At 62.1% G+C, this 25,383-nt stretch carries 27 protein-coding genes; 15 read left to right on the top strand and 12 right to left on the bottom strand.

Annotated elements, in window-relative coordinates; genetic code table 11:
• The first annotated feature begins 232 nt into the window (after positions 1-232).
• The 4 genes from rpmH (at position 233) to yihA (ending at position 3,517) form a co-directional block, all read left to right on the top strand.
• Positions 233-367, top strand: coding sequence for a 50S ribosomal protein L34 (rpmH, locus tag RLEG4DRAFT_RS34825; RefSeq protein ID WP_003570740.1), 135 nt, complete (start codon positions 233-235; stop codon positions 365-367).
• Between the two features lie 21 nt (positions 368-388).
• Positions 389-790, top strand: coding sequence for a ribonuclease P protein component (gene rnpA, locus RLEG4DRAFT_RS34820; protein ID WP_003583895.1), 402 nt, complete (start codon positions 389-391; stop codon positions 788-790).
• Entirely contained in the window at positions 790-2,583 is a 1,794-nt protein-coding gene (gene yidC / locus RLEG4DRAFT_RS34815; protein ID WP_003583894.1) for a membrane protein insertase YidC, read from the top strand. The genes rnpA and yidC overlap by 1 nt, the downstream gene beginning before the upstream one ends.
• Before the next feature lie 280 nt (positions 2,584-2,863).
• On the top strand, positions 2,864-3,517 hold the full coding sequence (yihA, locus tag RLEG4DRAFT_RS34810; RefSeq protein WP_003583893.1) for a ribosome biogenesis GTP-binding protein YihA/YsxC: 654 nt from the start codon (positions 2,864-2,866) through the stop codon (positions 3,515-3,517).
• Between the two features lie 123 nt (positions 3,518-3,640).
• Here yihA and RLEG4DRAFT_RS34805 read toward each other — a convergent pair whose 3' ends face one another.
• From RLEG4DRAFT_RS34805 to RLEG4DRAFT_RS34795, 3 genes are all read right to left on the bottom strand, one after another.
• Positions 3,641-4,195, bottom strand: a complete 555-nt coding sequence (locus tag RLEG4DRAFT_RS34805; protein WP_003583892.1) for a fasciclin domain-containing protein — start codon at positions 4,193-4,195, stop codon at positions 3,641-3,643.
• Positions 4,196-4,322: 127 nt separating this feature from the next.
• Positions 4,323-5,042 (bottom strand): anti-sigma factor, encoded by a 720-nt coding sequence (locus RLEG4DRAFT_RS34800; protein ID WP_003583891.1) that lies wholly within the window; start codon positions 5,040-5,042, stop codon positions 4,323-4,325.
• Positions 5,039-5,578: a sigma-70 family RNA polymerase sigma factor gene (locus tag RLEG4DRAFT_RS34795; protein WP_037095008.1), complete on the bottom strand. Its 540-nt coding sequence runs from the start codon at positions 5,576-5,578 to the stop codon at positions 5,039-5,041. Before RLEG4DRAFT_RS34795 ends, RLEG4DRAFT_RS34800 begins: the two co-directional genes overlap by 4 nt.
• Before the next feature lie 143 nt (positions 5,579-5,721).
• On the opposite strand from RLEG4DRAFT_RS34795, the gene argB reads away from it, so the two are divergent.
• Complete coding sequence (gene argB, locus RLEG4DRAFT_RS34790) at positions 5,722-6,609, top strand: acetylglutamate kinase (RefSeq protein ID WP_003570750.1); 888 nt, start codon at positions 5,722-5,724, stop codon at positions 6,607-6,609.
• 30 nt (positions 6,610-6,639) lie between these two features.
• On the opposite strand, the gene RLEG4DRAFT_RS34785 is transcribed toward argB, so the two are convergent.
• Positions 6,640-7,485 (bottom strand): oxidoreductase, encoded by an 846-nt coding sequence (locus tag RLEG4DRAFT_RS34785; protein WP_003583889.1) that lies wholly within the window; start codon positions 7,483-7,485, stop codon positions 6,640-6,642.
• A gap of 120 nt (positions 7,486-7,605) precedes the next feature.
• Here RLEG4DRAFT_RS34785 and RLEG4DRAFT_RS34780 point away from each other — a divergent pair, with 120 nt between their 5' ends.
• Complete coding sequence (locus RLEG4DRAFT_RS34780) at positions 7,606-8,523, top strand: LysR family transcriptional regulator (protein WP_003583888.1); 918 nt, start codon at positions 7,606-7,608, stop codon at positions 8,521-8,523.
• A gap of 259 nt (positions 8,524-8,782) precedes the next feature.
• Positions 8,783-9,931 (top strand): alpha-hydroxy acid oxidase, encoded by a 1,149-nt coding sequence (locus RLEG4DRAFT_RS34775; RefSeq protein ID WP_003583887.1) that lies wholly within the window; start codon positions 8,783-8,785, stop codon positions 9,929-9,931.
• A gap of 57 nt (positions 9,932-9,988) precedes the next feature.
• Here RLEG4DRAFT_RS34775 and RLEG4DRAFT_RS34770 read toward each other — a convergent pair whose 3' ends face one another.
• Together RLEG4DRAFT_RS34770 and RLEG4DRAFT_RS34765 are read right to left on the bottom strand one after the other, a co-directional pair.
• Positions 9,989-10,756 carry an isocitrate lyase/PEP mutase family protein gene (locus RLEG4DRAFT_RS34770; RefSeq protein ID WP_003583886.1) on the bottom strand — a complete coding sequence of 256 codons (768 nt, stop codon included), beginning with the start codon at positions 10,754-10,756 and terminating at the stop codon, positions 9,989-9,991.
• Positions 10,753-11,826, bottom strand: a complete 1,074-nt coding sequence (locus tag RLEG4DRAFT_RS34765) for a bifunctional transcriptional activator/DNA repair enzyme AdaA (RefSeq protein ID WP_003583885.1) — start codon at positions 11,824-11,826, stop codon at positions 10,753-10,755. Before RLEG4DRAFT_RS34765 ends, RLEG4DRAFT_RS34770 begins: the two co-directional genes overlap by 4 nt.
• Before the next feature lie 102 nt (positions 11,827-11,928).
• On the opposite strand from RLEG4DRAFT_RS34765, the gene RLEG4DRAFT_RS34760 reads away from it, so the two are divergent.
• Entirely contained in the window at positions 11,929-12,642 is a 714-nt protein-coding gene (locus RLEG4DRAFT_RS34760) for a pyrimidine 5'-nucleotidase (protein ID WP_003583884.1), read from the top strand.
• Between the two features lie 117 nt (positions 12,643-12,759).
• On the top strand, positions 12,760-13,395 hold the full coding sequence (locus RLEG4DRAFT_RS34755) for an EF-hand domain-containing protein (protein ID WP_003583883.1): 636 nt from the start codon (positions 12,760-12,762) through the stop codon (positions 13,393-13,395).
• 62 nt (positions 13,396-13,457) lie between these two features.
• Here RLEG4DRAFT_RS34755 and RLEG4DRAFT_RS34750 read toward each other — a convergent pair whose 3' ends face one another.
• A complete protein-coding gene (locus tag RLEG4DRAFT_RS34750) occupies positions 13,458-14,324 on the bottom strand; it encodes an LOG family protein (RefSeq protein ID WP_003583882.1) in 867 nt (288 codons plus the stop codon).
• A 193-nt stretch (positions 14,325-14,517) separates the two neighbouring features.
• Here RLEG4DRAFT_RS34750 and dapD point away from each other — a divergent pair, with 193 nt between their 5' ends.
• From dapD to RLEG4DRAFT_RS34735, 3 genes are all read left to right on the top strand, one after another.
• A complete protein-coding gene (dapD, locus tag RLEG4DRAFT_RS34745) occupies positions 14,518-15,378 on the top strand; it encodes a 2,3,4,5-tetrahydropyridine-2,6-dicarboxylate N-succinyltransferase (protein WP_003583881.1) in 861 nt (286 codons plus the stop codon).
• A gap of 95 nt (positions 15,379-15,473) precedes the next feature.
• Entirely contained in the window at positions 15,474-16,667 is a 1,194-nt protein-coding gene (gene dapE, locus RLEG4DRAFT_RS34740) for a succinyl-diaminopimelate desuccinylase (protein WP_003583880.1), read from the top strand.
• Positions 16,654-17,250 (top strand): hypothetical protein, encoded by a 597-nt coding sequence (locus tag RLEG4DRAFT_RS34735; RefSeq protein WP_003583879.1) that lies wholly within the window; start codon positions 16,654-16,656, stop codon positions 17,248-17,250. The genes dapE and RLEG4DRAFT_RS34735 overlap by 14 nt, the downstream gene beginning before the upstream one ends.
• Before the next feature lie 6 nt (positions 17,251-17,256).
• Here RLEG4DRAFT_RS34735 and truA read toward each other — a convergent pair whose 3' ends face one another.
• The 5 genes from truA to def form a co-directional block, all read right to left on the bottom strand.
• On the bottom strand, positions 17,257-18,057 hold the full coding sequence (gene truA, locus RLEG4DRAFT_RS34730) for a tRNA pseudouridine(38-40) synthase TruA (RefSeq protein ID WP_003583878.1): 801 nt from the start codon (positions 18,055-18,057) through the stop codon (positions 17,257-17,259).
• Positions 18,057-18,992: a methionyl-tRNA formyltransferase gene (fmt, locus tag RLEG4DRAFT_RS34725; protein ID WP_003583877.1), complete on the bottom strand. Its 936-nt coding sequence runs from the start codon at positions 18,990-18,992 to the stop codon at positions 18,057-18,059. Before fmt ends, truA begins: the two co-directional genes overlap by 1 nt.
• Positions 18,993-19,012: 20 nt before the next feature.
• The gene (locus RLEG4DRAFT_RS34720; RefSeq protein ID WP_003583876.1) at positions 19,013-19,435 is read right to left on the bottom strand and encodes a type II toxin-antitoxin system VapC family toxin; all 423 of its coding nucleotides are present in this window, start codon (positions 19,433-19,435) and stop codon (positions 19,013-19,015) included.
• A complete protein-coding gene (locus tag RLEG4DRAFT_RS34715; protein ID WP_003583875.1) occupies positions 19,432-19,716 on the bottom strand; it encodes a FitA-like ribbon-helix-helix domain-containing protein in 285 nt (94 codons plus the stop codon). Before RLEG4DRAFT_RS34715 ends, RLEG4DRAFT_RS34720 begins: the two co-directional genes overlap by 4 nt.
• A gap of 66 nt (positions 19,717-19,782) precedes the next feature.
• A complete protein-coding gene (gene def / locus RLEG4DRAFT_RS34710; RefSeq protein ID WP_003583874.1) occupies positions 19,783-20,298 on the bottom strand; it encodes a peptide deformylase in 516 nt (171 codons plus the stop codon).
• A gap of 232 nt (positions 20,299-20,530) precedes the next feature.
• Here def and RLEG4DRAFT_RS34705 point away from each other — a divergent pair, with 232 nt between their 5' ends.
• From RLEG4DRAFT_RS34705 to RLEG4DRAFT_RS34695, 3 genes are all read left to right on the top strand, one after another.
• Positions 20,531-21,751 carry a DNA recombination protein RmuC gene (locus tag RLEG4DRAFT_RS34705; protein ID WP_003583873.1) on the top strand — a complete coding sequence of 407 codons (1,221 nt, stop codon included), beginning with the start codon at positions 20,531-20,533 and terminating at the stop codon, positions 21,749-21,751.
• A 118-nt stretch (positions 21,752-21,869) separates the two neighbouring features.
• The gene (locus RLEG4DRAFT_RS34700) at positions 21,870-22,769 is read left to right on the top strand and encodes a ribokinase (protein WP_003583872.1); all 900 of its coding nucleotides are present in this window, start codon (positions 21,870-21,872) and stop codon (positions 22,767-22,769) included.
• Between the two features lie 243 nt (positions 22,770-23,012).
• Entirely contained in the window at positions 23,013-25,352 is a 2,340-nt protein-coding gene (locus RLEG4DRAFT_RS34695; protein WP_003583871.1) for a methyl-accepting chemotaxis protein, read from the top strand.
• Positions 25,353-25,383: the final 31 nt, after the last annotated feature.

Raw genomic sequence — 25,383 nt, 5'->3', positions numbered from 1 at the left:
AAATCACAACCAATCAGCGCAGATCGAATTTCTTAACACCAGAGTGCGAAAATACTTGTCAACCGGCGGCGCAAAGCGAAGTTATCCGGTATAATTGACTTTCACGGGCTTCGTCCTTATAAGCCGCCGCACGTCCGGTCACTCAGCCTTCCATGGCCCGCCCGTTCGAAAAACAACGCTCCTTGCATTATGCAAATTCAAGAAGGGCCGCACTCCGCGGTGTTTTAAATAAATGAAGCGTACCTACCAACCATCCAAGCTTGTTCGCAAGCGTCGCCACGGTTTCCGTGCGCGCATGTCTACCAAGGGTGGCCGCAAGGTCATCGCCGGCCGCCGCGCGCAGGGCCGCAAGCGTCTTTCGGCTTAAGGCCGGGTTGCCCGAAAAGAGATGGCGGGCGAATTGACGACCAAAGATCAGAAACACACTGTCGGGCGGCTGAAAAGCCGCCCGCAGTTTCTTGCCGTGCGCGAGGGCGAAAAACGCCGCGGCGGCTTCTTCCTTCTCGAAGTCCTCGACCGGAAGGAACCCGACAGCCAAGCCCGCGTCGGATTTACAGTCACCAAAAAACATGGCAACGCGGTCGAACGCAACCGCATGCGCCGCCGCCTGAAAGAGGCGGTGCGGCTTCATGCAGGGTTTGCAATGCAGCCCGGACACGACTATGTGGTTGTCGCGCGCAGGGACGTGCTTGAGGCGTCCTTCAAAGAATTGGCCGCGGAACTGAAATTTCGCGTGGAAACCAGGCCGAAACCCCGGCGCTCCGGAGACGGACGCCCCAGGAACGTATGATGGAAAAAAACCGCAATTACTTCATTGCGATCGCTCTCTCGGTGCTGATCGTCCTCGGCTGGCAGTTTCTCTATATGAATCCGCGCATCGAGGCCCAGCGCAAGGCGCAGGAAGCCCAGAAGGCGCAGCAGAAGACCGAACAGGTGCAGCAGCCCGCAGCCGACGGCGCGGCGCCGGCCCCAACGACTGGTACCGCCCCTTCCGGTCAGGCCGTCGCCACGGCGACGCTCGAACAGGCGCTCGCAAAGAACCCGCGCGTCGTCATCGATACGCCTGCGCTTTCCGGCTCGATCAACCTTGCCGGGGGCCGGCTCGACGACCTGAAGCTCAAGGGCTATCACGAGACCGTCGACGACTCGAGCCCAACCATCACCCTGTTCAGCCCGGCGGAAACCAAGGACGGCTATTTCACCGAGCTCGGCTATATCGGCAGCGACGCGACGGGCAACGTTCCCGGCGCCTCGACGCTCTGGACGGCGCCGGAGGGCGCCAAGCTCACCGACAAGACGCCGGTGACGCTTTCCTACACCAACGACAAGGGCCTGACTTTCACCCGGACGATTTCCGTCGACGAACGCTACATGTTCACCGTCGCCGACAAGATCGAAAATACCGGCCAGGCTCCCGTATCATTGTCTTCCTACGGCCGTGTGACGCGTTACAACAAGCCGACGACGCCCTCCGTCTACGTGCTGCATGAAGGTTTCATCGGCGTCATCGGCGAAGACGGGCTCGTCGAAACCAAATATACGGCCGCCGAGAAGGAAGCCGTGATGCCGCCGAAATCCACCGGCGGCTGGCTTGGCATTACCGACAAATACTGGGCCGCGACGATCATTCCGCCGCAGACGTCAGCCTATGAAGCACGCTTCTCGCATTTTGCCGACGGCCAGCCGCGCTATCAGGCCGACTACAAGGACGACGCCTTCACCGTGGCGCCGGGCCAATCGATCGAGGTTAAGAACCTCGTCTTTGCCGGCGCCAAGGAAGTGCCCGTCATCGACGGCTATGAGACCAGCTATTCGATCCCGAAGTTCGACCGGCTGATCGACTGGGGCTGGTTCTATTTCATCACCAAGCCGATGTTCAAGCTGATGGACTTCTTCTTCCGCTACTTCGGCAATTTCGGCGTGGCGATCCTGTGCACGACCATCGTCGTCAAGGCGCTGTTCTTCCCGCTCGCCAGCAAGCAGTACGCTTCGATGGCGAACATGAAGCGCATGCAGCCGAAGATGGAGGAACTGAAGGCGAAATTCGCCGACGACCGCATGGGGCTGCAGCAGGCGACGATGCAGCTCTACAAGGAAGAGAAGATCAATCCGATCGCCGGCTGCTGGCCGGTGGCACTGCAGATCCCGATCTTCTTCTCGCTCTACAAGGTGATCTACATCACCATCGAGATGCGGCATGCGCCGTTCTTCGGCTGGATCAAGGACCTTTCGGCCCCCGATCCGACGTCGATCGTCAATCTGTTCGGCCTGCTGCCCTTCGAAGCGCCGACACTGCTGCATCTCGGCGTCTGGCCGCTGATCATGGGCATCACCATGTTCCTGCAGATGCGCATGAACCCGACGCCGCCCGATCCGACCCAGGCGATGATCTTCACCTGGATGCCGCTGGTGTTCATGTTCATGCTGGCAAGCTTCCCGGCCGGCCTGGTCATCTACTGGGCCTGGAACAACACGCTCTCGGTGATCCAGCAGTCGGTGATCATGAAGCGCCACGGCGTCAAGGTCGAGCTGTTCGACAATCTGAAGGGGCTGTTCCGACGAAAGACGGCGCCATCGAAATAAGGCTTGCCAATATCTCGTCATGCTCGGGCTTGTTCCGTTCGCGCTAGGGCTGCCCCTCACCCTAACCCTCTCCCCGTAAAAACGGGGAGAGGGGACGTGCCCTGCGAGAGGCCGATGGGAACGGAGGGGTCGCAGCATATCCCCTTCGCCCCGCAAGCGGGGAGAAGGTGGCGGCAGCCGGATGAGGGGCCGCTATCGACGATCTCCCGGGCCGTGGGTGACGCTCGTTGAGAGCGGGCTTGTCAACTAAACCTGATCAGATCAAACCCGGAGAGCCCGCATGCCCGAAACCGAAAAGCCACTCTTCGGCCACCCATGGATCTTCATCCGCGGCGTCCCGTCGCTCAACTTCCTGCCGCCGGAAGGGCCGCTTGAGGTGGCCTTTGCCGGCCGCTCGAATGTCGGCAAGTCGTCGCTCATCAATGCGCTGGTCGGCCAGAAGGGTCTGGCGCGCACGTCGAACACGCCGGGGCGCACGCAAGAACTCAACTACTTCGTTCCGGACGGCTATTCCGGCGAAGGCCAAGACCTGCCGCCGATGGCGATCGTCGACATGCCGGGCTATGGTTATGCGCAGGCGCCGAAGGAGCTGGTGGACAATTGGACCAAGCTGGTCTTCGATTATCTGCGCGGCCGCGCGACGCTGAAGCGCGTCTATGTGCTGATCGACAGCCGCCACGGCATCAAGAAGAACGACGACGACGTGCTCGATCTCCTCGACAAGGCGGCCGTCTCCTATCAGGTGGTGCTGACCAAGACCGACAAGATCAAGGCGCCGGCCGTGCCGAAGCTGCTTGCCGAAACGGCGGAAAAAATCCGCAAGCGTCCGGCCGCCTATCCCGGCGTACTGTCCACTTCGTCCGAAAAGGGCGACGGAATGGATGAATTGCGCCAGGCAATCGCTGAAACCGTCGGCATCGCCCACTGGAAATAAAGCAATTCCAGGAAAAGTGTGAAGCGGTTTTCCCAGGCAAAGCGTAAAGCGGCCGGGAATTGCGTAAAACAAAAGTTTAGGGCGCCCCAAAGAGCGCCCCATGCATTGCCGATACGGATAGGCTTACATCTTTGGCAGCAGCACCTTGTCGACGACGTGGATGACGCCGTTCGATTGTTTGACGTCGGCGATCGTCACATGCGAGACGCCGCCGTTTTCGTCGGTCAGGGTGATCTTGCCCATGCTTTCCTTGGCTTTCAGCACGCAACCGCCGACGGTCTTGATGTCGTGCTCGCCGCCGTCATCCTTGATCATCTTGGCAACGGTCTTGGCCATCGCATCGGCGGCGACGACATTGCAGGTCAGAACCTTGGTGAGCGTCGCCTTGTTTTCCGGCTTCAGCAGCGTTTCGACAGTGCCCTTCGGCAGGGCTGCGAAAGCTTCGTTGGTCGGCGCAAAGACGGTGAAGGGGCCTTTGCCCTCGAGCGTGCCGACGAGGCCGGCTGCCTTGACGGCTGCGACCAGCGTCGTGTGATCCTTGGAATTGACGGCGTTTTCGATGATGTTCTTGCTGTCGAACATCGCCGCACCGCCGACGATCGGGTTCTTGGCGGCGGCAAAGGCGACAGCCGACAGGGCGGTGGCGAGCGCGAAGCCGCGCAATACGGACTTGATCATGATTTTCTCCTCTGGCCGGACAGCATCCGCGGGCCTTATGCCTGAGCGTCGTCCGGACATTTCGAACTACGGAGGCTTGCGCCAAAGAGTTTCAGACGGGAGAAAATGATTTTAGGGCCGACGCCCATTACGGCCGGCGTAACGGGCCGCTTGCGATCACCGGACCGGTCGCCTGGCCGGTGGGCGAACCGCCGAAGGGTTCGAGGCTGACGGCAAGCGTTGCACCATCGGCGAGGCTCTTGCGCAGATCGGCGGGAATGACGAGTTCACCGCTCTCACCCGGCTGGAAGACGCCGAGCGATTTCGGCACACCGCTGCCCGGCACCAGCCAGAGTTCCAGCGACTTCTCCTCCGGCTTGCCGGCGGCGACCGGCACGATCTTCAACCGGCCGCTCTGCAGCTCGTAGGAGGCGAGAAGATTGATGGCGTTGTTCTGGCCGGAAAGCGAGGCCACCAGCGGTGTCGGTCCCTGCGGCTGCGGCACCACGCCGGAGGCGAAGATCACGGCGCTGACGGCGACGACGATGCAGGCAAAGCTCAGCGAGCGCCAGAAACCCGCCGAATTCCAGAGCCCTTGCGAAAAGGATGGAGATTTCCGGGCATCGCCGAAAAGCCGCGCCTCGATCTGTTTGAAGGTTTCCCGGCTTGGAGCGGCGGTCTCATACTCATCATTGAAGGCGGAAAGGTTGGTTTCCCAGCGGCTGACGATCGCCGCAAACGGCCGATCGTGGCGCATGCGCTCTTCCACCACCCGGCGATCCTGCAGCGACAGGACGCCAAGCACATATTCGCCGGCGAGAACCTCGTCGCGGGAGCGGTCTCCCTTGCTTTTGTCGGGCGATGTCATCGTTCCATGCACTCTCTCAGTTTCAAGAGGCTGCGCCTGAGCCAGGTCCGCATCGTGTTCAGCGGGACACCAAACTGATCGGCCAGTTCCTGATAGCTCAGCCCTTCGACATAAGCCCGTTTCACCGCGACCGCACGATCAGCTTCCAACTCTTCCATGCAGGTGTCAATCCGCCTTCCTTCATCCTTTGTGACCGTCTGCATTTCCGGGTCGGGTGCTGCATCGGCAAGATCGTAGGCGCTGTCGATTTCGTCGGCGACAGGCTTGCGCGCCCTCAACGCATCGATCGACCGGTTGCGGGCGATCGCCGAGAGCCACGCCGAGGACGAACCCGTGGCTGCCTGGAAACTTCCAGCCCTTTGCCAGATGCTCATATAGACTTCCTGCACGACCTCTTCGGCTTCCGTGCGATCCTTCAAGATACGCAGGCAGATTGCGAAAAGTTTCGCTGCGGTCTGATTATAGAGGGCAACAAAGGCCCTGCGGTCGCCGAGTGCGACGCGGCCGATCAGGTCCTTGATCTCATCGCCTTGCATGCTGTTCGTCATATCATGCCGCCCTGCCCGGGGGGCTGAAGTTCCCCGGTTCCGTGCCACATACGAAAAACTATTGCCCTCTGGATTATTCCCTCTGTCGGAAACTTGCGATAAAAGGCCGCGAACAATTCCGCGGGGTCCCCATGAACGAGTCCGAAAGCGAACTGCAGGCACGGCTTCTGGCCAAGGCGCTGCCCTTCATGCAGCGTTACGAGAACAAGACGATTGTCGTGAAATATGGCGGCCACGCCATGGGCAATCCCGAGCTCGGCAAGGCCTTTGCCAGCGACATCGCGCTGTTGAAGCAATCGGGCGTCAACCCGATCGTCGTTCACGGCGGCGGCCCGCAGATCGGCGCCATGCTGAACAAGATGGGCATCGAATCGAAATTCGAGGGCGGGCTGCGCGTCACCGACCAGAAGACCGTCGAGATCGTCGAAATGGTGCTGGCCGGCTCGATCAACAAGGAAATCGTCGCGCTGATCAACCAGACCGGCGAATGGGCGATCGGCCTTTGCGGCAAAGACGGCAACATGGTTTTCGCCGAAAAGGCGCGCAAGACCGTCAAGGATCCGGATTCCAACATCGAGCGCGTGCTCGATCTCGGCTTCGTCGGCGAAGTGGTCGAGGTCGACCGCACGCTGCTCGATCTGCTTGCCCGCTCCGAAATGATCCCGGTGATCGCCCCGGTCGCACCCGGCCGCGACGGCGCCACCTACAATATCAATGCCGACACTTTCGCCGGCGCCATTGCCGGGGCGCTGAACGCCACCCGGCTGCTGTTCCTGACCGATGTCGCAGGGGTGCTCGACAAGAACGGCCAGCTGATCAAGGAGCTTTCCGTCGCCGAAGCGCATGCGCTGATCGCCGACGGCACAATCTCGGGCGGCATGATCCCGAAGGTCGAGACCTGCATCGACGCGATCAAGGCCGGCGTCCAGGGCGTCGTCATCCTGAACGGCAAGACCGCCCACTCCGTCCTGCTGGAGATCTTCACCGAGCACGGCATCGGAACGCTGATCGTTCCTTAATCGAAGAAGGGGCTGCTGCCGGCCCCTTCCTCATGCTTCGGCAAAACCCGTGGAAAGCGTGAGGTGTTCCCAGGCGTCGATTTCCGCGCGCAAGCTTTCGAGCTTGTCGCGCACGAGCGAAAGCGCGTCGGCTCCCAGCAACAGATGGACCGGTGGCTTTTCTGCCTCGACCAGTGCCATCACGGCTGCGGCTGCCTTACGAGGGTCGCCCGCCTGCTTGCCATTCTTTTCCTCACGTGCCCTGCGGATTGGATCAAACAGCGCATCATAATCGGCAATGCCTCTGGCGCTGCGGACCATGGAACGGCCCGCCCAATCGGTGCGGAACGAGCCAGGAGCCACTGCCGTGACCCAGATGCCGAAATCTCTCACTTCCTTTGCAAGGACCTCGCTCATGCCTTCGAGCGCAAATTTGCTGCCGCAGTAATAGGCGATGCCCGGCATCGTGATGAAACCGCCCATGGAGGTGATGTTGATGATATGGCCCGCCCGCCGCCGGCGCATGAACGGCAGGAGCGCCTTCATCATCCCGACTGCTCCGAAGACATTGACTCCGAATTGCCGGCGCATTTCCTCGATCGGCGATTCCTCCATTGTTCCCTCATGTCCGTAGCCGGCGTTGTTGATGAGAACGTCCACAGGACCGATCGATTTCTCGATTTCCGCAACAGCCGGCTCGATCGCCTCAACATCGGCGACGTCGAGGTGCACTGCGATGGCGCGGCCAGGCGCCAGGTCTTCGAAGCGGATCGCGGCTTCGTCGTTGCGCACCGTGCCAACGACTCTGTGCCCTCTTGCGAGTGCTGCTTCGGCAAAGGCGCGGCCGAAACCCGAGCTGACGCCGGTAATCAGGAACAGTTTTTTATCTGCACTCATGTTGAACTCCCGTCTGGCTATGATCGCGCGCCGCTAAGCGAGCGCTGGAATTATGTGGCGGGAGACCGGCGGTATTTCCAATATATTGCACAGGCGACGTTGATATCTTAAAAGTATGCCATGGAGCTGCGTCACCTTCGTTATTTCATCGCCGTCGCTGAAGAATTGAACTTCACACGCGCGGCTCGCAGGGTTGGCATCGGACAGCCGCCGCTGAGCAACCAGATCCGCGATCTAGAAAATGAGATTGGTGCGCCGCTCTTCCGACGCCTTCCGAACGGTGCGGAGCTGACCGAGGCGGGCAAGGCTTTTCTGCCTGAAGTTCAAGCCATCCTGCTGCAGGCCGAACAAGCAAAGCAATCGGCTCTGCGGGCAGCGCACGGACATCAAGGCCGGCTGCGATTGGGCTTTACCAGTTCGGCGGTTTTCAATCCGATCGTGCCTGGCGCGATCAACGTCTTTCGCGAGAAATATGCGGCGGTCGAGTTCAGCCTGGAGGAAGCGCCCACTGCGCGATTGCTCGAACGGCTGAATGCGGCCGAACTCGACGCGGTATTCGTCCGCCCGGGCGGTGGTGATCTGGCGCAAGCCCGGTCTCAGCTTCTCGCTGAAGAGCCGATGGTCATCGCCCTGCCGTCCGGACATCCCAAGTCACAAGCGCAGGCATTGCGGCTCGACGAACTTGCCGAAGAGAGCTTCGTCCTCTTTCCGCGCGAGGCAGGCGTCGGTTTTTTCGATGACATTATCGCCGCCTGCCGACGAGCAGGATTTGAACCGGTTCTTGGCCAGCCGGCGCCACAAATCACGTCGATTGCCAGCCTGATCGCCGTCGGCCTCGGCATATCGATCGTGCCGGCGGAGATGACGAAGATCAAGGTTCCCGGCGTTCGCTACATCGCCATCGCCGGCGACGCGCCAAAAGCACGGTTGGCCCTCTCGACCCGGCGTGACGAGCGCTCGCCCGTCGTCCGCAACTTCATCGCCCAAGCCATCAGCGTGCAGCGGAGCCTCGCCGGTCAAGGCCAGTTGCGCGAATAGATCGCCTCCGTCACCGACGATCTCTGGCAGCATGATCCCGAAGGTCAAGAGTTGCATCGATGCAATCAAGGTTGCCGCGGATGCCGTCGTCATCCTGAACGGCACTCATTCGTCCTGCTCGAGGTCTTCACCGAACAGGACAATATCCTCATGTGCGATGTCCTCCCCGAGAGGTCACAAATCGCGCGATGAAGCCTTGGCAAAGGCTTGAATCGTGCTTTAGGTTGCCGCCCGAAATCAAAACGGGTCGAGCAAAAAAATGCGCCTTACAGACTGCTACAATTTCCACGATTTCCGGCGCATGGCCAAACAGCGGCTTCCCGGGCCGATCTTCGATTATATCGATGGCGCTGCCGATGATGAGGTGACCTATCGGCGCAATACTGCCGCCTTCGAGGCTTGCGACCTGGTGCCGGATGTTTTGCGCGGCGTTGCCGACGTCGATATGTCGGTGACGGTCATGGGGCAGAAGCTGGCGATGCCGGTCTATTGCTCGCCGACGGCGCTGCAGCGGCTTTTTCATCATCAAGGCGAGCGGGCGGTCGCGGCGGCGGCGGGAAAACACGGCACGATGTTCGGCGTCTCCTCGCTCGGCACCATCAGCCTGGAGGAAGCCCGCCAGATCAGCGCCGGGCCGCAGGTCTATCAGTTCTATTTCCACAAGGATCGCGGCCTCAATCATGAGATGATGGCGCGGGCGAAAACTGCCGGCGTGCAGGCGATGATGCTGACGGTCGACAGCATCACCGGCGGCAACCGCGAGCGCGACAAGCGCACCGGCTTTGCCATTCCCTTCAAGCTCAATCTCGCCGGCATGATGCAGTTTGCGATCAAGCCGTCCTGGGCGATCGACTGGATGACGCATGAGGCATTCCGACTGCCGCAGCTCGAAAACCACGTGAAAATGGATGGCGGCGCGCTGTCGATCAGCCGGTATTTTACCGAGATGCTCGATCCCTCGATGTCGTGGGACGACGTGGCGGCGATGGTGCAGGCCTGGGGCGGGCAATTCTGCCTGAAGGGCATCATGTCGGTCGAAGACGCCAAGCGCGCGGTCGAGATCGGCTGCACCGGCATCGTGCTGTCCAATCATGGCGGACGCCAGCTCGACGGCTCGCGTAGCGCTTTCGATCAGCTCGCCGAAATCGTCGATGCCGTCGGCGATCGGATCGACGTGATGATGGATGGCGGCGTGCAACGGGGAACGCATGTTCTCAAGGCGCTGTCGCTGGGGGCGAAGGCGGTTGGGCTCGGCCGCTATTATCTCTTCCCGCTTGCCGCCGCCGGACAGCCCGGTGTCGAACGGGCGCTGGAGACGATGCGTACCGAGATCGAACGCGGTATGAAGCTGATGGGCTGCACCTCGGTCGACCAGCTGACGCGACGGAATCTGCGCTTCCGCGCCTGAACAGGCCAAATGTTGCAACGCCGCGCGCCCTGAAAGTCGCGCGGCGCTCCAATCCGATCAGAGGCTGTAGATCGCCGCCGCCTCCTGTTTCAGCTTTTCCATCATCGACCGGTAAGGCCCCGGGCCGTAACTGATGCGGCCGACGCCGAGCTTTGCCAGGGTCATCACATCGGGGGCGCCTGCCCGCATCATGATATTGACCGGCAGCGTCGATGCCGCGCAGATCTTTTCGATCAAGGCGGGTTCGATCAGGCCAGGAACGAAGAAGCCGTTGCCGCCGGCGGCCGCATAGGCTCTGCCCCGCTCGATCGCTTCGTCCACGAGGCCGGCATGTTTGGAAAGATCGCCTTCAGCGAGAAAAAGATCGGTGCGGGCGTTGATAAAGAAGGGGATGTCTTTGCCGTCGGCCATGGCGCGAATGGCGCGGATGCGGGCCGCCTGGCTCTCTATGGGGTAGAGCCCCTCGCCGGCAACCACCCGATCTTCGAAATTGATGCCGATGGCGCCGACCTCCACCAGCCTGGCGACATTGGCCGCCGCCCCCTCGGGCTCTGCCGAATAGGCGCCTTCGAAATCGACCGAAAGCGGCAGGTCGATGACAGCGGTGATGGATTTCGCCGTCTCCACCAGCACCGACATCGGCAGTTTCTCGCCATCGGCAAATCCATGGGCGGCGGCGACCGACCAGCTTCCCGTCGCAAGCGCCTTGGCGCCGGCATCGGCAACCGCCTTGGCCGTGCCGGCATCCCAGATATTGTAGAGGACGATCGGGTTGCCCTTCTGGTGAAGCGCGCCGAAGGCCTTGGCCTTTTCAGTCTGGTTCATGCTGTCTCCTCCATCCTTGTTTGCATGCTGATCTTCTCTTCATGCCGTAGCAGCCACTGCTTGCGCCAGAGCCCGCCGCCGTAACCGGTCAACGAACCATCGGCGCCGAGCATGCGGTGGCAGGGCACGACGATGGCAAGCTGGTTGGCGCCGTTGGCGCGGCCGACGGCACGCACCACCTCCGGCCTCTCCATCTCCCTGGCAAGATCACCGTAGGCGCGCGTCTCACCGACAGGGATTTCGATCAGCTTTGCCCAGACATGTTTTTCGAAGGGCGTGCCGCCGAGCGCCAATGGCGTATTGAAGAGAGTGAGCCGCCCCTCGAAATAGGCGCGGATCTCCGCCTCGATCTGGTCGGTCGCTGCGGTGCGGCCGATCGCGACCGAGGAGCGGACGCGTTTCTGCAGCGCTTCGAGCTCGCTCGGGAGCGCCTTGCGATCGTGGAATTCGAGCAGATGCAGATGGGTCTTGTCGGCGACCGCGATCATCGGTCCGAGCGGCGTGTCGAGCCAGTCGGCGAAGAGCAGTTCGCGGTTCTGCGAAAGCGCCGGCGCCTCGCCGACGAGCCGCCGGAACGCCGCGCGGAAGCCGCTCGGAGACTCGTATCCGGCATCGATCTGCGCATCGATGACACGCGCGCCGTCGGCCAGCTGCCGGGCCGCTTCGCCGAGCCTGATATAGCGGACGATGTCATGGAAGGTCATGCCGAGCGCCCGCTTGAAAGCGCGGCGCACGGTCGAGGGATCATGACCGCGGCGCACGAGTTCATCCTCGCTCCAGCGAACCTCCGGCTCGCCGTCCAGCGCGGCGAGCAACGCGTCGACAATCGGCTCCCGGCCCGGCTGCTGCAGCGGCCGGCAGCGCTGGCAGGGGCGGAAGCCGGAATGCATGCAGGCGGCGATCGTCTCGAAGAACAGGGTGTTCTCCCGCTTCGGCTTGCGCGCCGGGCAGGTCAGACGGCAGAAGATACCTGTCGTCTTGACGCAGACATAGGCCTGGCCCTCATAATCGGCGCTGCGCGCGATCAAGGCATCATAGAGCGTATCATCGTCGGGGCGTTCGAAAAGCATACCCGCTTTCTAACACCCCATGCCTGCCGCGTCCGCCGAAAATCAGGCGTCTATTTTTTCTTGCCGATTTCCTTGGCGGATAAGCCATGCCATAAGACCGCCATGACCAAGATCGACCGCACGCCTCATAAAGCCGATTTCGCGCACGTCACAGACTGGGTCTTCGACCTCGACAACACGCTCTATCCGCATCATGTCAATCTCTTCGCGCAGATCGACAAGAACATGACCGCCTATGTCGCCGCCCTCTTACAGATGGAGCGGGACGAGGCGCGCAAGCTGCAGAAGCAATATTACCTCGAGCATGGCACGACGCTGCAGGGCCTGATGATCCATCACGGCATCGACCCGAACGATTTCCTCGAAAAGGCGCATGCGATCGACTATTCGGCGCTGACGCCGCAGCCGGAACTCGGCGCGGCGATCAAGGCGCTGCCGGGGCGCAAATTCATCTTCACCAATGGCAGCGTCAAGCATGCGGAAATGGCGGCCGAAGCCCTCGGCATTCTCGAGCATTTCGACGACATCTTCGATATCGTCGCCGCCGACTATGTGCCGAAGCCGGCGCAGGCGACCTACGACAAGTTCACGGCTTTAAAACGCGTCGAAACGAGCAAGGCGGCGATGTTCGAAGATCTGCCGCGCAATCTGACGGTACCGAAGGCACTCGGCATGCAGACCGTGCTGCTGGTGCCGCGCAATCTGGAAGACACGGTCGTCGAATGGTGGGAGAAGACCAGCGGCGAAGAGGATCACATCGATTTCGTCACCGACGATCTCGCCGCCTTTCTCGGCAAGATTATCGGTCCGGCCTAAGTAACCGGCTGGCGGCATTACCAAAATTTCATTCAGCTTACCGATGTTTAACTGGGTCTTTGCGCCCCGTTGCCATAGCTTTCTTCGTGAGGGGACACCTCACGAAAGGCAAATACGATGTACCGCAACAAGCTGATATTGGCAGCGCTTTCCTCCACCCTCGTCTTCGGCGCAGCCGCCGGGGCAGGCTATGCCGCACCCGGCGACGGGCCGCGTCAGCACGCCGGCATGCACGGTCCGGGGCCTGCCGCCTTCCGCGAAATCACCTATGTCAGAATGCTCAAGCAATTCGACACGAACAAGGATGGCAAGGTCACCAAGGAAGAGGCGACCGCCGGCCTCGACAAGGTTTTCGCTGCGATCGACACCAATAATGACGGCTCGCTGACGCCAGGCGAAATCGGCGCGTACCAGAAGGCGCAGATGCAGGCGATGAGAGATCAGCGCAAGCAGGAGGCCGGCGAAAACAAGGATACGGATACCGCAGCCGCGACGCCTGACGATAACGACCAGGGACGGCCGCCACGCGACGGTCACGGCGGGCATGATGGCCGTGACGGGCATCGCTGGATGCGCCATGGCGGCACCTTCATGCGCGCCTCGATGATGATGCACCGGGTCGATACCGATCAGAACGGCCAGATTTCCAAGCAGGAAGCCGTCGCCGCTTTCGACAAGCTGTTTGCCCGGATGGACCGCAACAAGGACGGCGTCATCTCGATCGACGACATGCCGGACCGGCCGCTTCTGTAAGGCCGGGCGAACCATTGCCGACCACTCTTTCCCCGCTCCGGCGGGGAAAGAGATGCCGGGACCTATTCCCGGTGTTCGTAGAAATCCTGGATGATCTTCCAGGCGGCTTCGGCCGTGTCGACGAAGCTGATCAGCTTGACGTCGTCGGGCGCAATGGTGCCGAATTCAGCCAATGCGTCGAAATTGACGATGCTGCGCCAGAACGCCTCGCCGAAGAGGATCAGCGGCAAGCGCTCCATGCGGCCGGTCTGGATCAGCGTCAAGCATTCGAAGAATTCGTCGAGTGTTCCGAAGCCACCGGGAAAGACCGCGATTGCCTTGGCGCGCACCATGAAATGCATCTTGCGAATGGCGAAATAGTGGAAGTTGAAGCTGAGCTCCGGCGTCACATAGGCGTTCGGCGCCTGCTCGTGCGGCAACACGATATTGAGGCCGATCGACGGCGCGCCTTCGTCGGCCGCGCCGCGATTGCCGGCTTCCATGACGCCGGGGCCGCCGCCGGTGACGATGACATATTCGTGGAAATCGAGGCTTGCCGAATATTTCGAGCAGAGCCGGGCGAATTTGCGCGCCTCGTCATAATAGACGGAGGCCGCCTCCAGATTGACGCGCTGGACATCGTTACGGGCAGCCCAGGCGCTCTGGCCGGGGGCGGGAATGCGGGCGCCGCCGAACATGACGACGGTCGACTTGATGCCGCGCTCGGTCAGCATCATTTCCGGCTTCATCAGTTCCAGCTGCAGGCGGATCGGCCGCAGCTCCTCGCGGCAAAGGAAATCCTCGTCGACATAGGCAAGACGGTAGGCGGGCGACATCGTCTGCGGCGTTTTCGGCACTGCGGCGGCGCGCTGCCTGTCGGTCGAGCTGCTCTTCAGCGGGTCCCATACGCCATCCTTGCGCCGCGATCCGCCGTTTCGTCCCTTCGCCATGTCGAAATGCCTTTCAGTATTGCCGGCTTCAAAGCCGGATATGTCGCTATAACGCCTTGAAACCAGATATGATCTTGTCGGAAAAATCATTCCGTTCTACGGCTGCATGCTGTAGAGCAGGGCAAACCCCCGCCCACCGCATTCCGGAGACCCCGCCGTCTCCACGATAAAGATCGAAGTTTAAGGAATTCTCATGAGCGCCACCGACCTCGCATCCCTCGAAAAGACCATCGAAGCCGCCTTCGACAATCGCGACAAGGTGAACACGTCAACCAAGGGCGAGGTTCGCGATGCGGTCGAAGCAGCGCTCGACCTGCTCGATGCCGGCAAGGTTCGTGTCGCGACGCGCGGCGCCGACGGCGCCTGGACGGTTAATCAGTGGCTGAAGAAGGCCGTGCTCCTGTCCTTCCGCCTCAACGACATGGAGGTGGTCAAGGGCGGCTCGGGCAATTCCACCTGGTGGGACAAGGTGCCTTCGAAATTCGAGAACTGGGGCGAGAACCATTTCCGCGCCGCCGGTTTCCGCGCCGTGCCGAACTGCGTCGTGCGCCGTTCGGCCTACATCGCCCCGAATGCCATCCTGATGCCCTCCTTCGTCAATCTCGGCGCCTATGTCGGCGAAGGCACGATGGTCGATACCTGGGCGACGGTCGGCTCCTGCGCGCAGATCGGCAAGCATGTGCATCTCTCCGGGGGCGTCGGCATCGGCGGCGTGCTGGAGCCGATGCAGGCCGGCCCGACGATCATCGAGGACAATTGCTTCATCGGCGCCCGTTCGGAAGTGGTCGAAGGCTGCATCATCCGTGAAGGCTCGGTGCTCGGCATGGGCGTCTATATCGGCAAGTCGACCAAGATCGTCGATCGCGCCACCGGCGAGGTGAGCTACGGCGAAGTGCCGCCCTATTCCGTCGTCGTCGCCGGCTCGATGCCGTCGGGCAATGCGACCATGGGCAACGGCAAGCCGGCGCCACATCTCTATTGCGCCGTCATCGTCAAGCGCGTCGATGAACAGACCCGATCCAAGACCGGCATCAACGAGCTGCTCAGAGATTGATGACACCAGGACATTGATCCGGTAAACAGGCGGCGTCTTTACGCGAGGCGCCGCCTTGCCATGTCTTTGCCATTCCCGCCGGATAGTTCGACGCCATGACCGCTACCGATCCCGTCGCCAATCTTCAGACGCTGATTCGCTGCCCCTCCGTGACACCGGCCGAAGGCGGCGCTCTGTCGGCGCTCGACGCCATGCTTGCGCCGCTCGGCTTCACCGTCGACCGTGTGAAGGCGAGCGAAGAGGGAACGCCCGATATCGAAAACCTCTATGCCCGGCTCGGCTCGGACGGCCCGCATCTGATGTTTGCCGGCCATACCGATGTCGTTCCGGTCGGCGACGAGGCCGCCTGGAGCCATCCGCCCTTTGCCGCCGAGATTGCCAAGGGCCAGCTTTTCGGCCGCGGCGCCGTCGACATGAAGGGCGGCATCGCCTGTTTCGTCGCCGCCGTCGCCCGCCATATCGAGAAAAACGGGCCGCCCGCCGGCTCGATCTCCTTTCTGATCACCGGCGACGAAGAAGGTCCGGCGATCAACGGCACGATCAAGCTGCTGCAATGGGCGGCCGAACGCGGCGAACGCTGGGATGCCTGCCTTGTGGGTGAACCCACAAATCCGGATAGCCTCGGCGACATGATCAAGATCGGCCGGCGCGGTTCGCAGTCGGGCAAGATCACCGTGCACGGCGTTCAGGGCCATGCCGCCTATCCGCATCTTGCCGACAATCCGGTGCGCGGCATGCTGCAGCTGACCCAGGCGCTGATGGACCCGCCTTTCGACAGCGGCACCGCCGACTTCCAGCCCTCGAATCTCGAGGTGACCACGGTCGATGTCGGCAACCCGGCAACCAATGTCATTCCGGCCAAGGCCTCGGCAAGCTTCAACATCCGCTTCAACGACAGCTGGACGGTCGAGACGCTTCGCGCCGAAATCCTCCGGCGCCTCGATGCCGCCGCCGGCAACGGCCAGCTCAGGCCGGGCCGCGAAGCGGTGAAATACGATATCGACTGGGCCGACCGGCCAAGCCATGTTTTCCTGACGCGCAACAACGCGCTGATCGCCTCGCTGTCTTCCGCGGTCGAGAGCGTCGCCGGCCGGTCGCCGCAGCTGTCCACCACCGGCGGCACGTCGGATGCGCGCTTCATCAAGGATTATTGCCCGGTCGTCGAGTTCGGCCTCGTCGGCCAGACGATGCACATGGTCGACGAGCGCGTCGCTGTCGCCGACCTGGAGACGCTGACGGCAATCTACGAAACCTTCATCGCCCGCTGGTTCGCCAATGCCGGGCTTTAAGGAAGTCCAGTATTATCTGGCCGGCCTCTGGCTGCTGATCCGGCTGGATCCGCGCGGCTTCCGCTACCTCGACATGTCCGAGCGCGGCGTCAACCGCTCGTTCTGGGCGATCGCCTGGTGCCTGCCGCCGATGGGCATTTCCTGGCTCTGGTGGCGACAGGTCTTTCTGCGGTCGATGCCGCCGGAAGCCTATGTCGGCTTTGCCTTCTATCTCAGGCTGGGCCTCGTCGAGCTCGCCAACTGGTTCGTGCCGCTGGTCTTTGCCGGGCTGCTGCTGCTGGCCTTCCGTATGGGCGAGCGTTTCGCCCCCGTCGTCGTCAGCGTCAACTGGCTCGGCGTGCCGCTCTCCTATATCAACGGGCTGCTGCTGGCGATGGTGGTCTTCCTTCCGGGCTCCGTCGGCCTCGTCTCGCTGCTGCTGCTTGCCTTCATGCTGGCGCAGGTCTTCGTGCTGGCGCGCATTCTGCGGATGATCTGCCAAGGTCACGCGCTGATGGTCGGGGCGATGACGCTGGTGCTGCTCGTGCCATCGATGATCCTTTCGGAATATCTGCAGCACTTCCTCGGTATCTATCCGGTCTGACGAAGCTTACGATCGATCGTCATCGGGATCGCTGACCGGCCTGCGGCGGTCGGGGATCACGTCCGGATAATCCACCTGCAGGAAATAGAGCCCATCGGGCGGCGCCACCGGGCCGCAGGCCTTGCGGTCGCGCGCTTCGAGGGCGGCCTCGACATCGTCAGGCGTCCATTTGCCTTCACCGGCGAGCTTCAGTGTGCCGGCGAAGGAACGGATCTGGTTGTGCAGAAAACTCTGCGCCGTGGCGCGGATCTCGATCAGTTCGCCGTTGCGCGTCACATCCAGCCGGTCGAGTGTGCGCACCGGGCTGTTTGCCTGGCAATGGGCGGCGCGGAAAGTGGAGAAATCGTGCCGGCCGACCAGCCTCTGGGCGGCGGCGTGCATGGTCTCGTAGTCAAGCAGCTTCGGCACCCACCAGGCCTTGCCGGCTTCGAGCGCCAGCGGCGCCCGGCGGCTCACGATGCGGTAGAGGTAATGGCGCCTGAGCGCCGAGAAGCGGGCATCGAAGAATTCGGGAGCTGTCTCGACATCGAGAATGGCGACACGTTCACCGGCAAGCCTCAGATGCGCGTTCAATGCGTTTTGCAGCTGATAGGGCGACCAGTCCTTCGAAAGATCGGTATGGATCACCTGCCCCATGGCGTGGACGCCGGAATCGGTGCGCCCGGCGCCGCGGACGGAGACCGTCTCGCCGGTCAGCGACAGCACAGCGGCCTCGATCGCGCCTTGCACCGAGTGGCCGTTCTCCTGCCGCTGCCAACCGACATAGGGGCCGCCGTCATATTCGACGGTCATGCGGAAACGCGGCATCAGGAGAGCCTCATGCCTGCGCCAAGCGGCGTGCCCCTGAGGAAATCGGCTGCCGCCAGCGGCTTGCCGCCTGCCTTTTGCAGCCGTGTCAGCCGCACGGCGCCCGACGCACAGGCGACGACGAGATCGTCGCTCAGCAATTGCCCGGCCGGCCCCTGCCCCTCCGCCAGCTCCGAGCCCAGCACCTTCACCCGCTCCGGCTTGCCGCCGATCATAAGTTCGAACCAGGCGCCCGGAAATGGCGCCAGACCGCGGATATGATTGTGCACATCGCTCGCATCCCTGGCGAAATCGATGCGCGTCTCGCCCTTGTCGATCTTGGCGGCATAGAGCACGCCCTCTTGCGGCTGCGGCGTCAGCGGCAGGTCGTTCATCTCCAGCTTCACCATGGCTTCCGCCATCGCCTTGGCGCCGACCTGCATCAGCCGGTCATGCAATTCACCTGCGGTCATGTTCGGGCCGATCTCGACTTTGCGGGTGAGTGCGACGGCGCCGGTATCGAGGCCCTTGTCCATCTTCATCACCATCATACCGGTTTCTGCGTCACCGGCCATGATCGCCCGCTGGATGGGGGCAGCCCCCCGCCAGCGCGGCAGCAGCGAGGCATGGCCGTTATAGCAGCCGTCGCGGGTGCCGTTCAAAATCGCTTCCGGCAGCAGCAAGCCGTAGGCGACGACGACGGCGACATCGGCATTGAGGGCTGCAAACCGCTCACGCTCCTCGGGGTCCTTGAAATTCACCGGGGTGAAGACCGGAAGACCGAGCAGTTCGGCCGCCTGATGCACCGGCGACTTCTGCAGATCGAGCCCGCGCCGGCCGCCCGGCCGCGGCGGCTGCGTATAGACCGCGACGATCCGGTGACCCGCGTCGACGAGCAGGCGTAGGGTCGGAACCGAGAACTCCGGGGTTCCCATGAAGATGATGCTAAGAGACATTCTATCTCGCCAATTGAGGATCAACCCTCTTCAAACGGGTTTACGAGCTTGAGATCAAGTCCTTCGAAATCTCTGGTGTTGCGGGTGGCGAGCGTCGCGCCATTGGCAAGGCAGATGGCGGCAATCATCGCATCCTGGACCGAAATCGGCCGACCGATGTTTTCACGTTTCGCCCGCAGGCGCCCGGTTGCCATGGCCGCGTCCAAATCCCAGCCGACGATACGGTCACGAAATTGGCCTTTCACCAAATTCTCGATGGCACGAAAGAAGCGATCCGATCCGGTCTTCAGGCGAACTTTTTCGGCACCGTAAATCTGCTCCATCAGTCCGACAGTGCAAAGCCAGATTCTCGCGCCATCCTGCCGCAATATCCAGGCCTTCACCTTTTCATTTGGCAACGGCCGGGCGAACTCGGAAACCACATTCGTATCGAGAACGATCATTCGAAATCCTCGAACGGCCGGCCGAAATCCTTTTTCCGCGCGGCCTCGATTTCTTCCATGATTGCCGCAAATTCATCGTCCACTGCATTTTCGCTGACGAAAGCGGCGCGTATCGCGTCATACACCGACACGGTCTCGGATTTTGCTTCGGTCTTTCTTTGAAGAGCGTCCCGCAAAAGATCCTTGGCCTCGTCGGAAAGACTGTTCCCGCTCCGCTGCGCCGCTTCCGCAATGTCTCGCTTCATTGCATCGGAAATATTTCTGATCAGAAGATCGCCCATGCGGCACCTCTCATTATGATATCACCGATATCATAATGCTTTGCCGGTACATTTTCAACGCGACACTCAGAGCGCCTTGGATTTCGCCGCCTTGGTGAACTTCTTGATCACCATTTCCCGCTTCAGCCGCGAGATATAGTCGATGAACAGCACACCGTTCAGGTGATCGATCTCGTGCTGCAGGCAGGTGGCGAGCAGGCCGTCGGCTTCTACTGTCTGTTCCTTGCCGTTGCGGTCGAGATATTTGACCGAAACGACGGCCGGGCGCTCGACCTCGGCATAATAATCCGGGATAGACAGGCAGCCTTCCTCATAGATCGAACGCTCGTCGGAAGATTTGACGATCTCCGGGTTGATGAAGACCTGCGGCTGCTTTTCCTCGCCCTCGCGCGACACATCGATGACCAGCATGCGGCGCGGCACGCCAATCTGGATCGCCGCAAGGCCGATGCCCGGCGCGTCGTACATGGTTTCCAGCATATCGTCGGCAAGACGCTGCAGGTCGGCGTCGACCCGCTCGATCGGCTTGGAGGCCTGGCGGAGAATAGGATCGGGAAGAATGATGAGTGGCTTGATGGTCATGGCGTTCCCATAACCCATCTTTTCCGACTATGGAATTATCCGGCGGGCGGGGAAGACGCTTTTTTGCATCCCCGCCCGGAATTTCGCCATATTCGCCTAAGGGACCCGGCGGACAGCGATGACTGAAGACCGCAGCTCGGGCGCGAGCCGCAGCGTGCGAAGATATTGGGGACCGCCAATTCCGTTCACGTTTTGATCTATATATTGCCATCTCTTCTGTTATGGTTGCGGCATGACCGTCAATTCCGATTCGTTCACTCTGTCGCTTGCCTCGATCAGCCCGGCCATGCTGGCGCTGGCCGGTGGGGTTCTCCTGGCCCTCGTGCTTCTGGTGATCGTCCTTCTGCTGCGTGGCGCAAGCCTTCGCCGCGAGCAGGCGGAGGAGGCGAGTTTTCGCGCGGCTGAAGGCGACGCGCGCATGGCCGAGCTGTTGAAGATCCACGCGGAGATGCAGGGCCGCATCGCCGCGATGACCGAAGTTTTTGGCGCGCGGCAGAGTGAGCTCAATCAGGCCATCAGCCAACGCCTCGACGGCATGTCGCAGCGCGTCAACTCGACGATCACCGAGCAGACCAAATCGACACATGAGAACCTGCAGCGGCTGCAGGAGCGACTGGCGGTGATCGATGCGGCGCAGAGCAATATCCAGACGCTCGCCAAGGATGTGGTCGGGCTGCAGGCTATTCTTTCCAACAAGCAGACGCGCGGCGCCTTCGGCCAGTCGAGGATGGAGACGATCGTCGCCGACGGCCTGCCGATGGGCGCCTATGGCTTCCAGCAGACGCTGTCGAACGGCTCGCGGCCGGACTGCACGATCCGCATGCCGAACGGCGCGCCGCCGCTGGTGATCGACGCGAAATTTCCGCTCGAGGCCTGGAATGCCATCCGCGACGCCGGCAGCCCCGAGGCCGGCAAGATCGCCGGCCAGCAGTTCCGCCGCGATATGGAGGTCCATATCCGGGACATTTCCGAGAAATATCTGATCCAGGGCGAAACCCAGGATACGGCCTTTCTCTTCGTGCCGTCGGAATCGATCTTCGCCGAGATCCACGAAAACTTCGAGGCCCTGGTGCAGAAGGCGCACCGCGCGCGCATCGTCATCGTCTCGCCGTCGCTGCTGATGCTATCCATCCAGGTGATCCAGGCCGTGCTCAAAGACCAGCGCATGCGGGCGCAGGCGCATCTGATCCAGGGCGAAGTAGCGATCCTGATGGACGATCTTAGCCGTCTCGATGAGCGGGTGCGCAAGCTGCAGGGTCATTTCGCCATGGCGCAGAAGGATATCGACATGGTGGTCACCTCGGCCGACAAACTGACCAAGCGCGGCGCCAAGATCGAAGCGCTGGAATTCGAGGCCGGCGGCGACAGCAAACCACGCGATAACGAACCCGCCGCCAAATCGGTGGAAAGCCGCACCGGTCTTCTCAAGCTCCGGGTGGTTGACGAGGAGTGACCGCTTCGGGCAGTGTCTCGCCCGCATGAAACAGCAGGAGCATGATGTCTTCCGAAAAACGCGCAGAGTTTTCGGCATTATGACGTCACTTGCTGGCTCCAAAAGACGGGACACCCTGATGATCACAGTTTTCGGGTCCATCAACATGGACCTTATCGCCACCACCGAACGCCTGCCCAAGCCCGGCGAAACGGTGGCCGGCAACGGTTTTGCCACCGCCGCCGGCGGCAAGGGCGCCAACCAGGCGCTGGCCGCGCGCCGCGCCGGCCGCTATGTGCATATGGCTGGCGCCGTCGGCAGGGATAGTTTCGCCACTGACGCCCTTGCCCTGCTCGACGAGGCGGGAACCGACCTTTCCCGCGTCAAACATGTCGACGGCCCCACCGGTACGGCGCTGATCCTTGTCGGCGGCGACGGCGAAAACATGATCGCAGTCGTTCCCGGCGCCAATGGTCTGGTGACGTCCGCCGATGCCGAGACGGCGATCGGTCGCATGAGTGCAGGCGATATCCTGATGCTGCAGCTCGAAGTGCCGGCCGATGCCGTCGAGACCGCCCTGTCGGCCGCCCGCGCCAAGGGCGTCACCAGCATCCTCAACCTTGCTCCTTTGATTCCCGACGCACCGCGTCTCGGCCGGCTTGCCGATATCGTCATCGCCAACGAGACCGAGTTCGAGCGGCTTGCCGGACAGGACGGCATGGACGCGCAGGCGCGTGAGGCGGCGCTCGCCCGGCTGCACGCCGAAACCGGCCAGACGCTGATCGTGACGCTCGGCGGCGACGGGGTCGTCGCCATCCGCGACGGGGCGATTTCAAGGGCGCAAGGCCTCAAGATCGAACCGGTCGATACGGTCGGCGCCGGAGACACTTTCTGCGGCTACTTCGCGGCCAGCCTCGACGAGGGCCTCGTTTTTGCCTCGGCGCTGCGCCGTGCGGCCGTTGCCGGTTCGCTCGCCTGCCTGAAATCAGGGGCACAGCCTTCGATCCCCGCGAGCGCGGACGTCGCAGCCAGGATATAAGTTAGGTCTCTTTGCGAAGCCGCCCGCGGAGCCCCTTAATTTTAAGGGGAATTTCTGCGTTTTGCCTCGGCGGATGGCTAAAGTTTCATTCAAAGTTAAGGGATCTCCGGCGATCTTGCGCGTGGCCGGCGGGTCCTCATTTCTTTGGGATCCGGCCGGCCACGCGGCTGCTCCATGACGGGGCGATGCCTTTGCTGCTGCGCCGGAGAATGCCCTTTCGGCGCATCCTTGCCCGAGGATCCCATGTTCATTTTTCGAATGAAATCGCTGGCGGCGAAACTCATCGTCATCACCGGCATCGCCATCGCACTCGTTCTCATCGTTTCGAACTTTTTCCTCATCGGCCAGACCCGGGATCGCGTCCAGACGCTGACGATGGATCAGGCCAACCTCGAGGCAAAATCGATCGCCAATGAAATCGCCGCCAATGTCGGCGAGCTCGCCAGCGCCGCGCGCACCATGACGGGTGTCATCGGCCGCGGCCATGAAGGCAAGTCGCTCGATCGCAAGGGCATGATCAACGTGCTGAAGGCCAATCTCGAGCAGAATGCCTTCGCCTTCGGCAGCTGGTTCTGCGAGCAGCTCGGCGCGATTGACGGCAAGGCCGCGGAAATCGCCAACAACAATGACGAAGGCACGAACAAGAACGGCGCCTTTACGCCCTACTGGTCGAAGACCAAGGACGGCGGCATCCAATATTCGACCTTCGACAATGATTATACCGCCGAGTGGTGGAAGCTCGCCGCCGACAGCGGCAAGGGTGCGATCACGACGCCTTACCTGGCCGAGGGGACCGACGTTCCGACGCTGCTCACCTCGATCGCCTATCCCGTCATGTCCGGAGGCAAGATGATCGGCGTCGGAGGCGTCGACATCTCGCTGAAGTCGCTGACCGACAAGCTGCAGGCGCTGCATCCCTTCGGCTCCGGCCGCGTCACGCTGCTGTCGCAGACCGGCAACTGGATCGTCGCGCCGATCCCCGACCTGATGACCAAGCAGTATGACGGCGAAGGCGCCGATGTCGTCAAATCGGCGCTGTCGAGCAAACAGCCCGGCCTGGTCAGCAACTTGACCTATGACGGGCTCGCCCCCTTCGACCGCGTCGTCTATCCCTTCGCGGTTCCCGGCGTCAACGCCACCTGGGTCGTGCTCGTCGATGTGCCGCATACGGCGATCAACGCGCCGGTGCGGGACCAGACCTATATGATGATCATCAACGGCCTGATCGTGCTCGGTGCCGTCATGCTGGCGCTCTATTTCGCCGTCCGCTCGCTGGTGCAGCGGCCGCTCGGCGGGCTGGTTGCCAGTGTCGAAGCGCTCGGCGACGGCAAATATGACGAAGCGGTCGCCGGCCAGCAGCGCACCGACGAAATCGGTTCTGTCGCCAAGGCGCTGGAAGGCTTCCGCTTCACGCTGGCCGACAGCCGTCGCCTCGAGGACGAGGCCGCCAGAGAGCGGCAGGCGGCGGAGGGCGAGCGCAGCCGTTCGGAATCGGAACGCCAGCAATCGGTGTCGCTGCAGCGCCAAATCGTCTCGATCGTCGGCGCCGGCCTTTCCGAGCTGTCGCAGGGCAATCTCGGCTACCGCATCACCGACGAATTCCCCGGCGAATACGGCAAGCTGAAACAGGATTTCAACGCCGCCCTTGCGAGCCTTGAAGAGACCATCAACACGATGAACCTCAGCGTTGCCAATATCGGTTTGGGCACCGGCGAGATCAGCAATAGCGCTTCCGACCTTGCCAAGCGCACCGAACAGCAGGCGGCAAGCCTGGAGGAGACGGCGGCGGCGCTCAACGAGCTCACCGCGCAGGTCGATTCCAGCGCCGATCATGCCCGAACGGCCGCCGATAATGTCAACCTCGCCTGCCAGGACGCCGAGAAGTCCGGCGAAGTGGTGCAGAAGGCGATTGCCTCGATGCAGGGCATCGAACAGTCTTCGACGGAAGTTTCCAGGATCATCGGCGTCATCGACGAGATCGCCTTCCAGACCAACCTGCTGGCGCTGAATGCCGGTGTCGAGGCGGCGCGCGCCGGCGAAGCCGGCAAGGGTTTTGCCGTCGTCGCCCAAGAAGTGCGTGAACTGGCACAGCGTTCGGCCAATGCCGCCAAGGAAATCAAGACGCTGATCAACACTTCGGCCGTCCAGGTCAAGGAAGGTGTCGATCTCGTCGGGCGCGCCGGCGGTACGCTGCACAAGATCGCCGAACAGGTGATGAGCATCAACGACCTCATCCGGCAGATCTCGGCATCGGCGAGCGAACAGGCGGTCGGCTTGAAGGAAATCAACCAAGCCATGAACCAGATGGACCAGGTGACGCAGCAGAACGCGGCGATGGTCGAGGAAGCAACCGCTGCCAGCGTCGCACTCAACGACGAGGCACAGACGCTGAAGGCGCTTGCCACGCGCTTCCGGGTCGCAGGCTCGGGCAATACAGCCGCACTCGCCTCGGTCGCGCAAAGGATGCGGGCACCGGCTGCTCCAGCCGCTTCGCACCGCGCTGTCGCCCCGGCTCCGCGCCGCGCGGCTCTCCCCTCACGTAGTTCAGCCGCCGTGGCGCAGGACAATTGGGAAGAGTTCTGAGCACTCAATCCCTATGAAATCAAAAGGCGCC

The sequence above is a fragment of the Rhizobium leguminosarum bv. trifolii WSM2297 genome, assembly GCF_000271845.1.
Note: the sequence above shows the minus strand (reverse complement) of the source record. Positions and strands in the feature narration are given on the sequence as shown.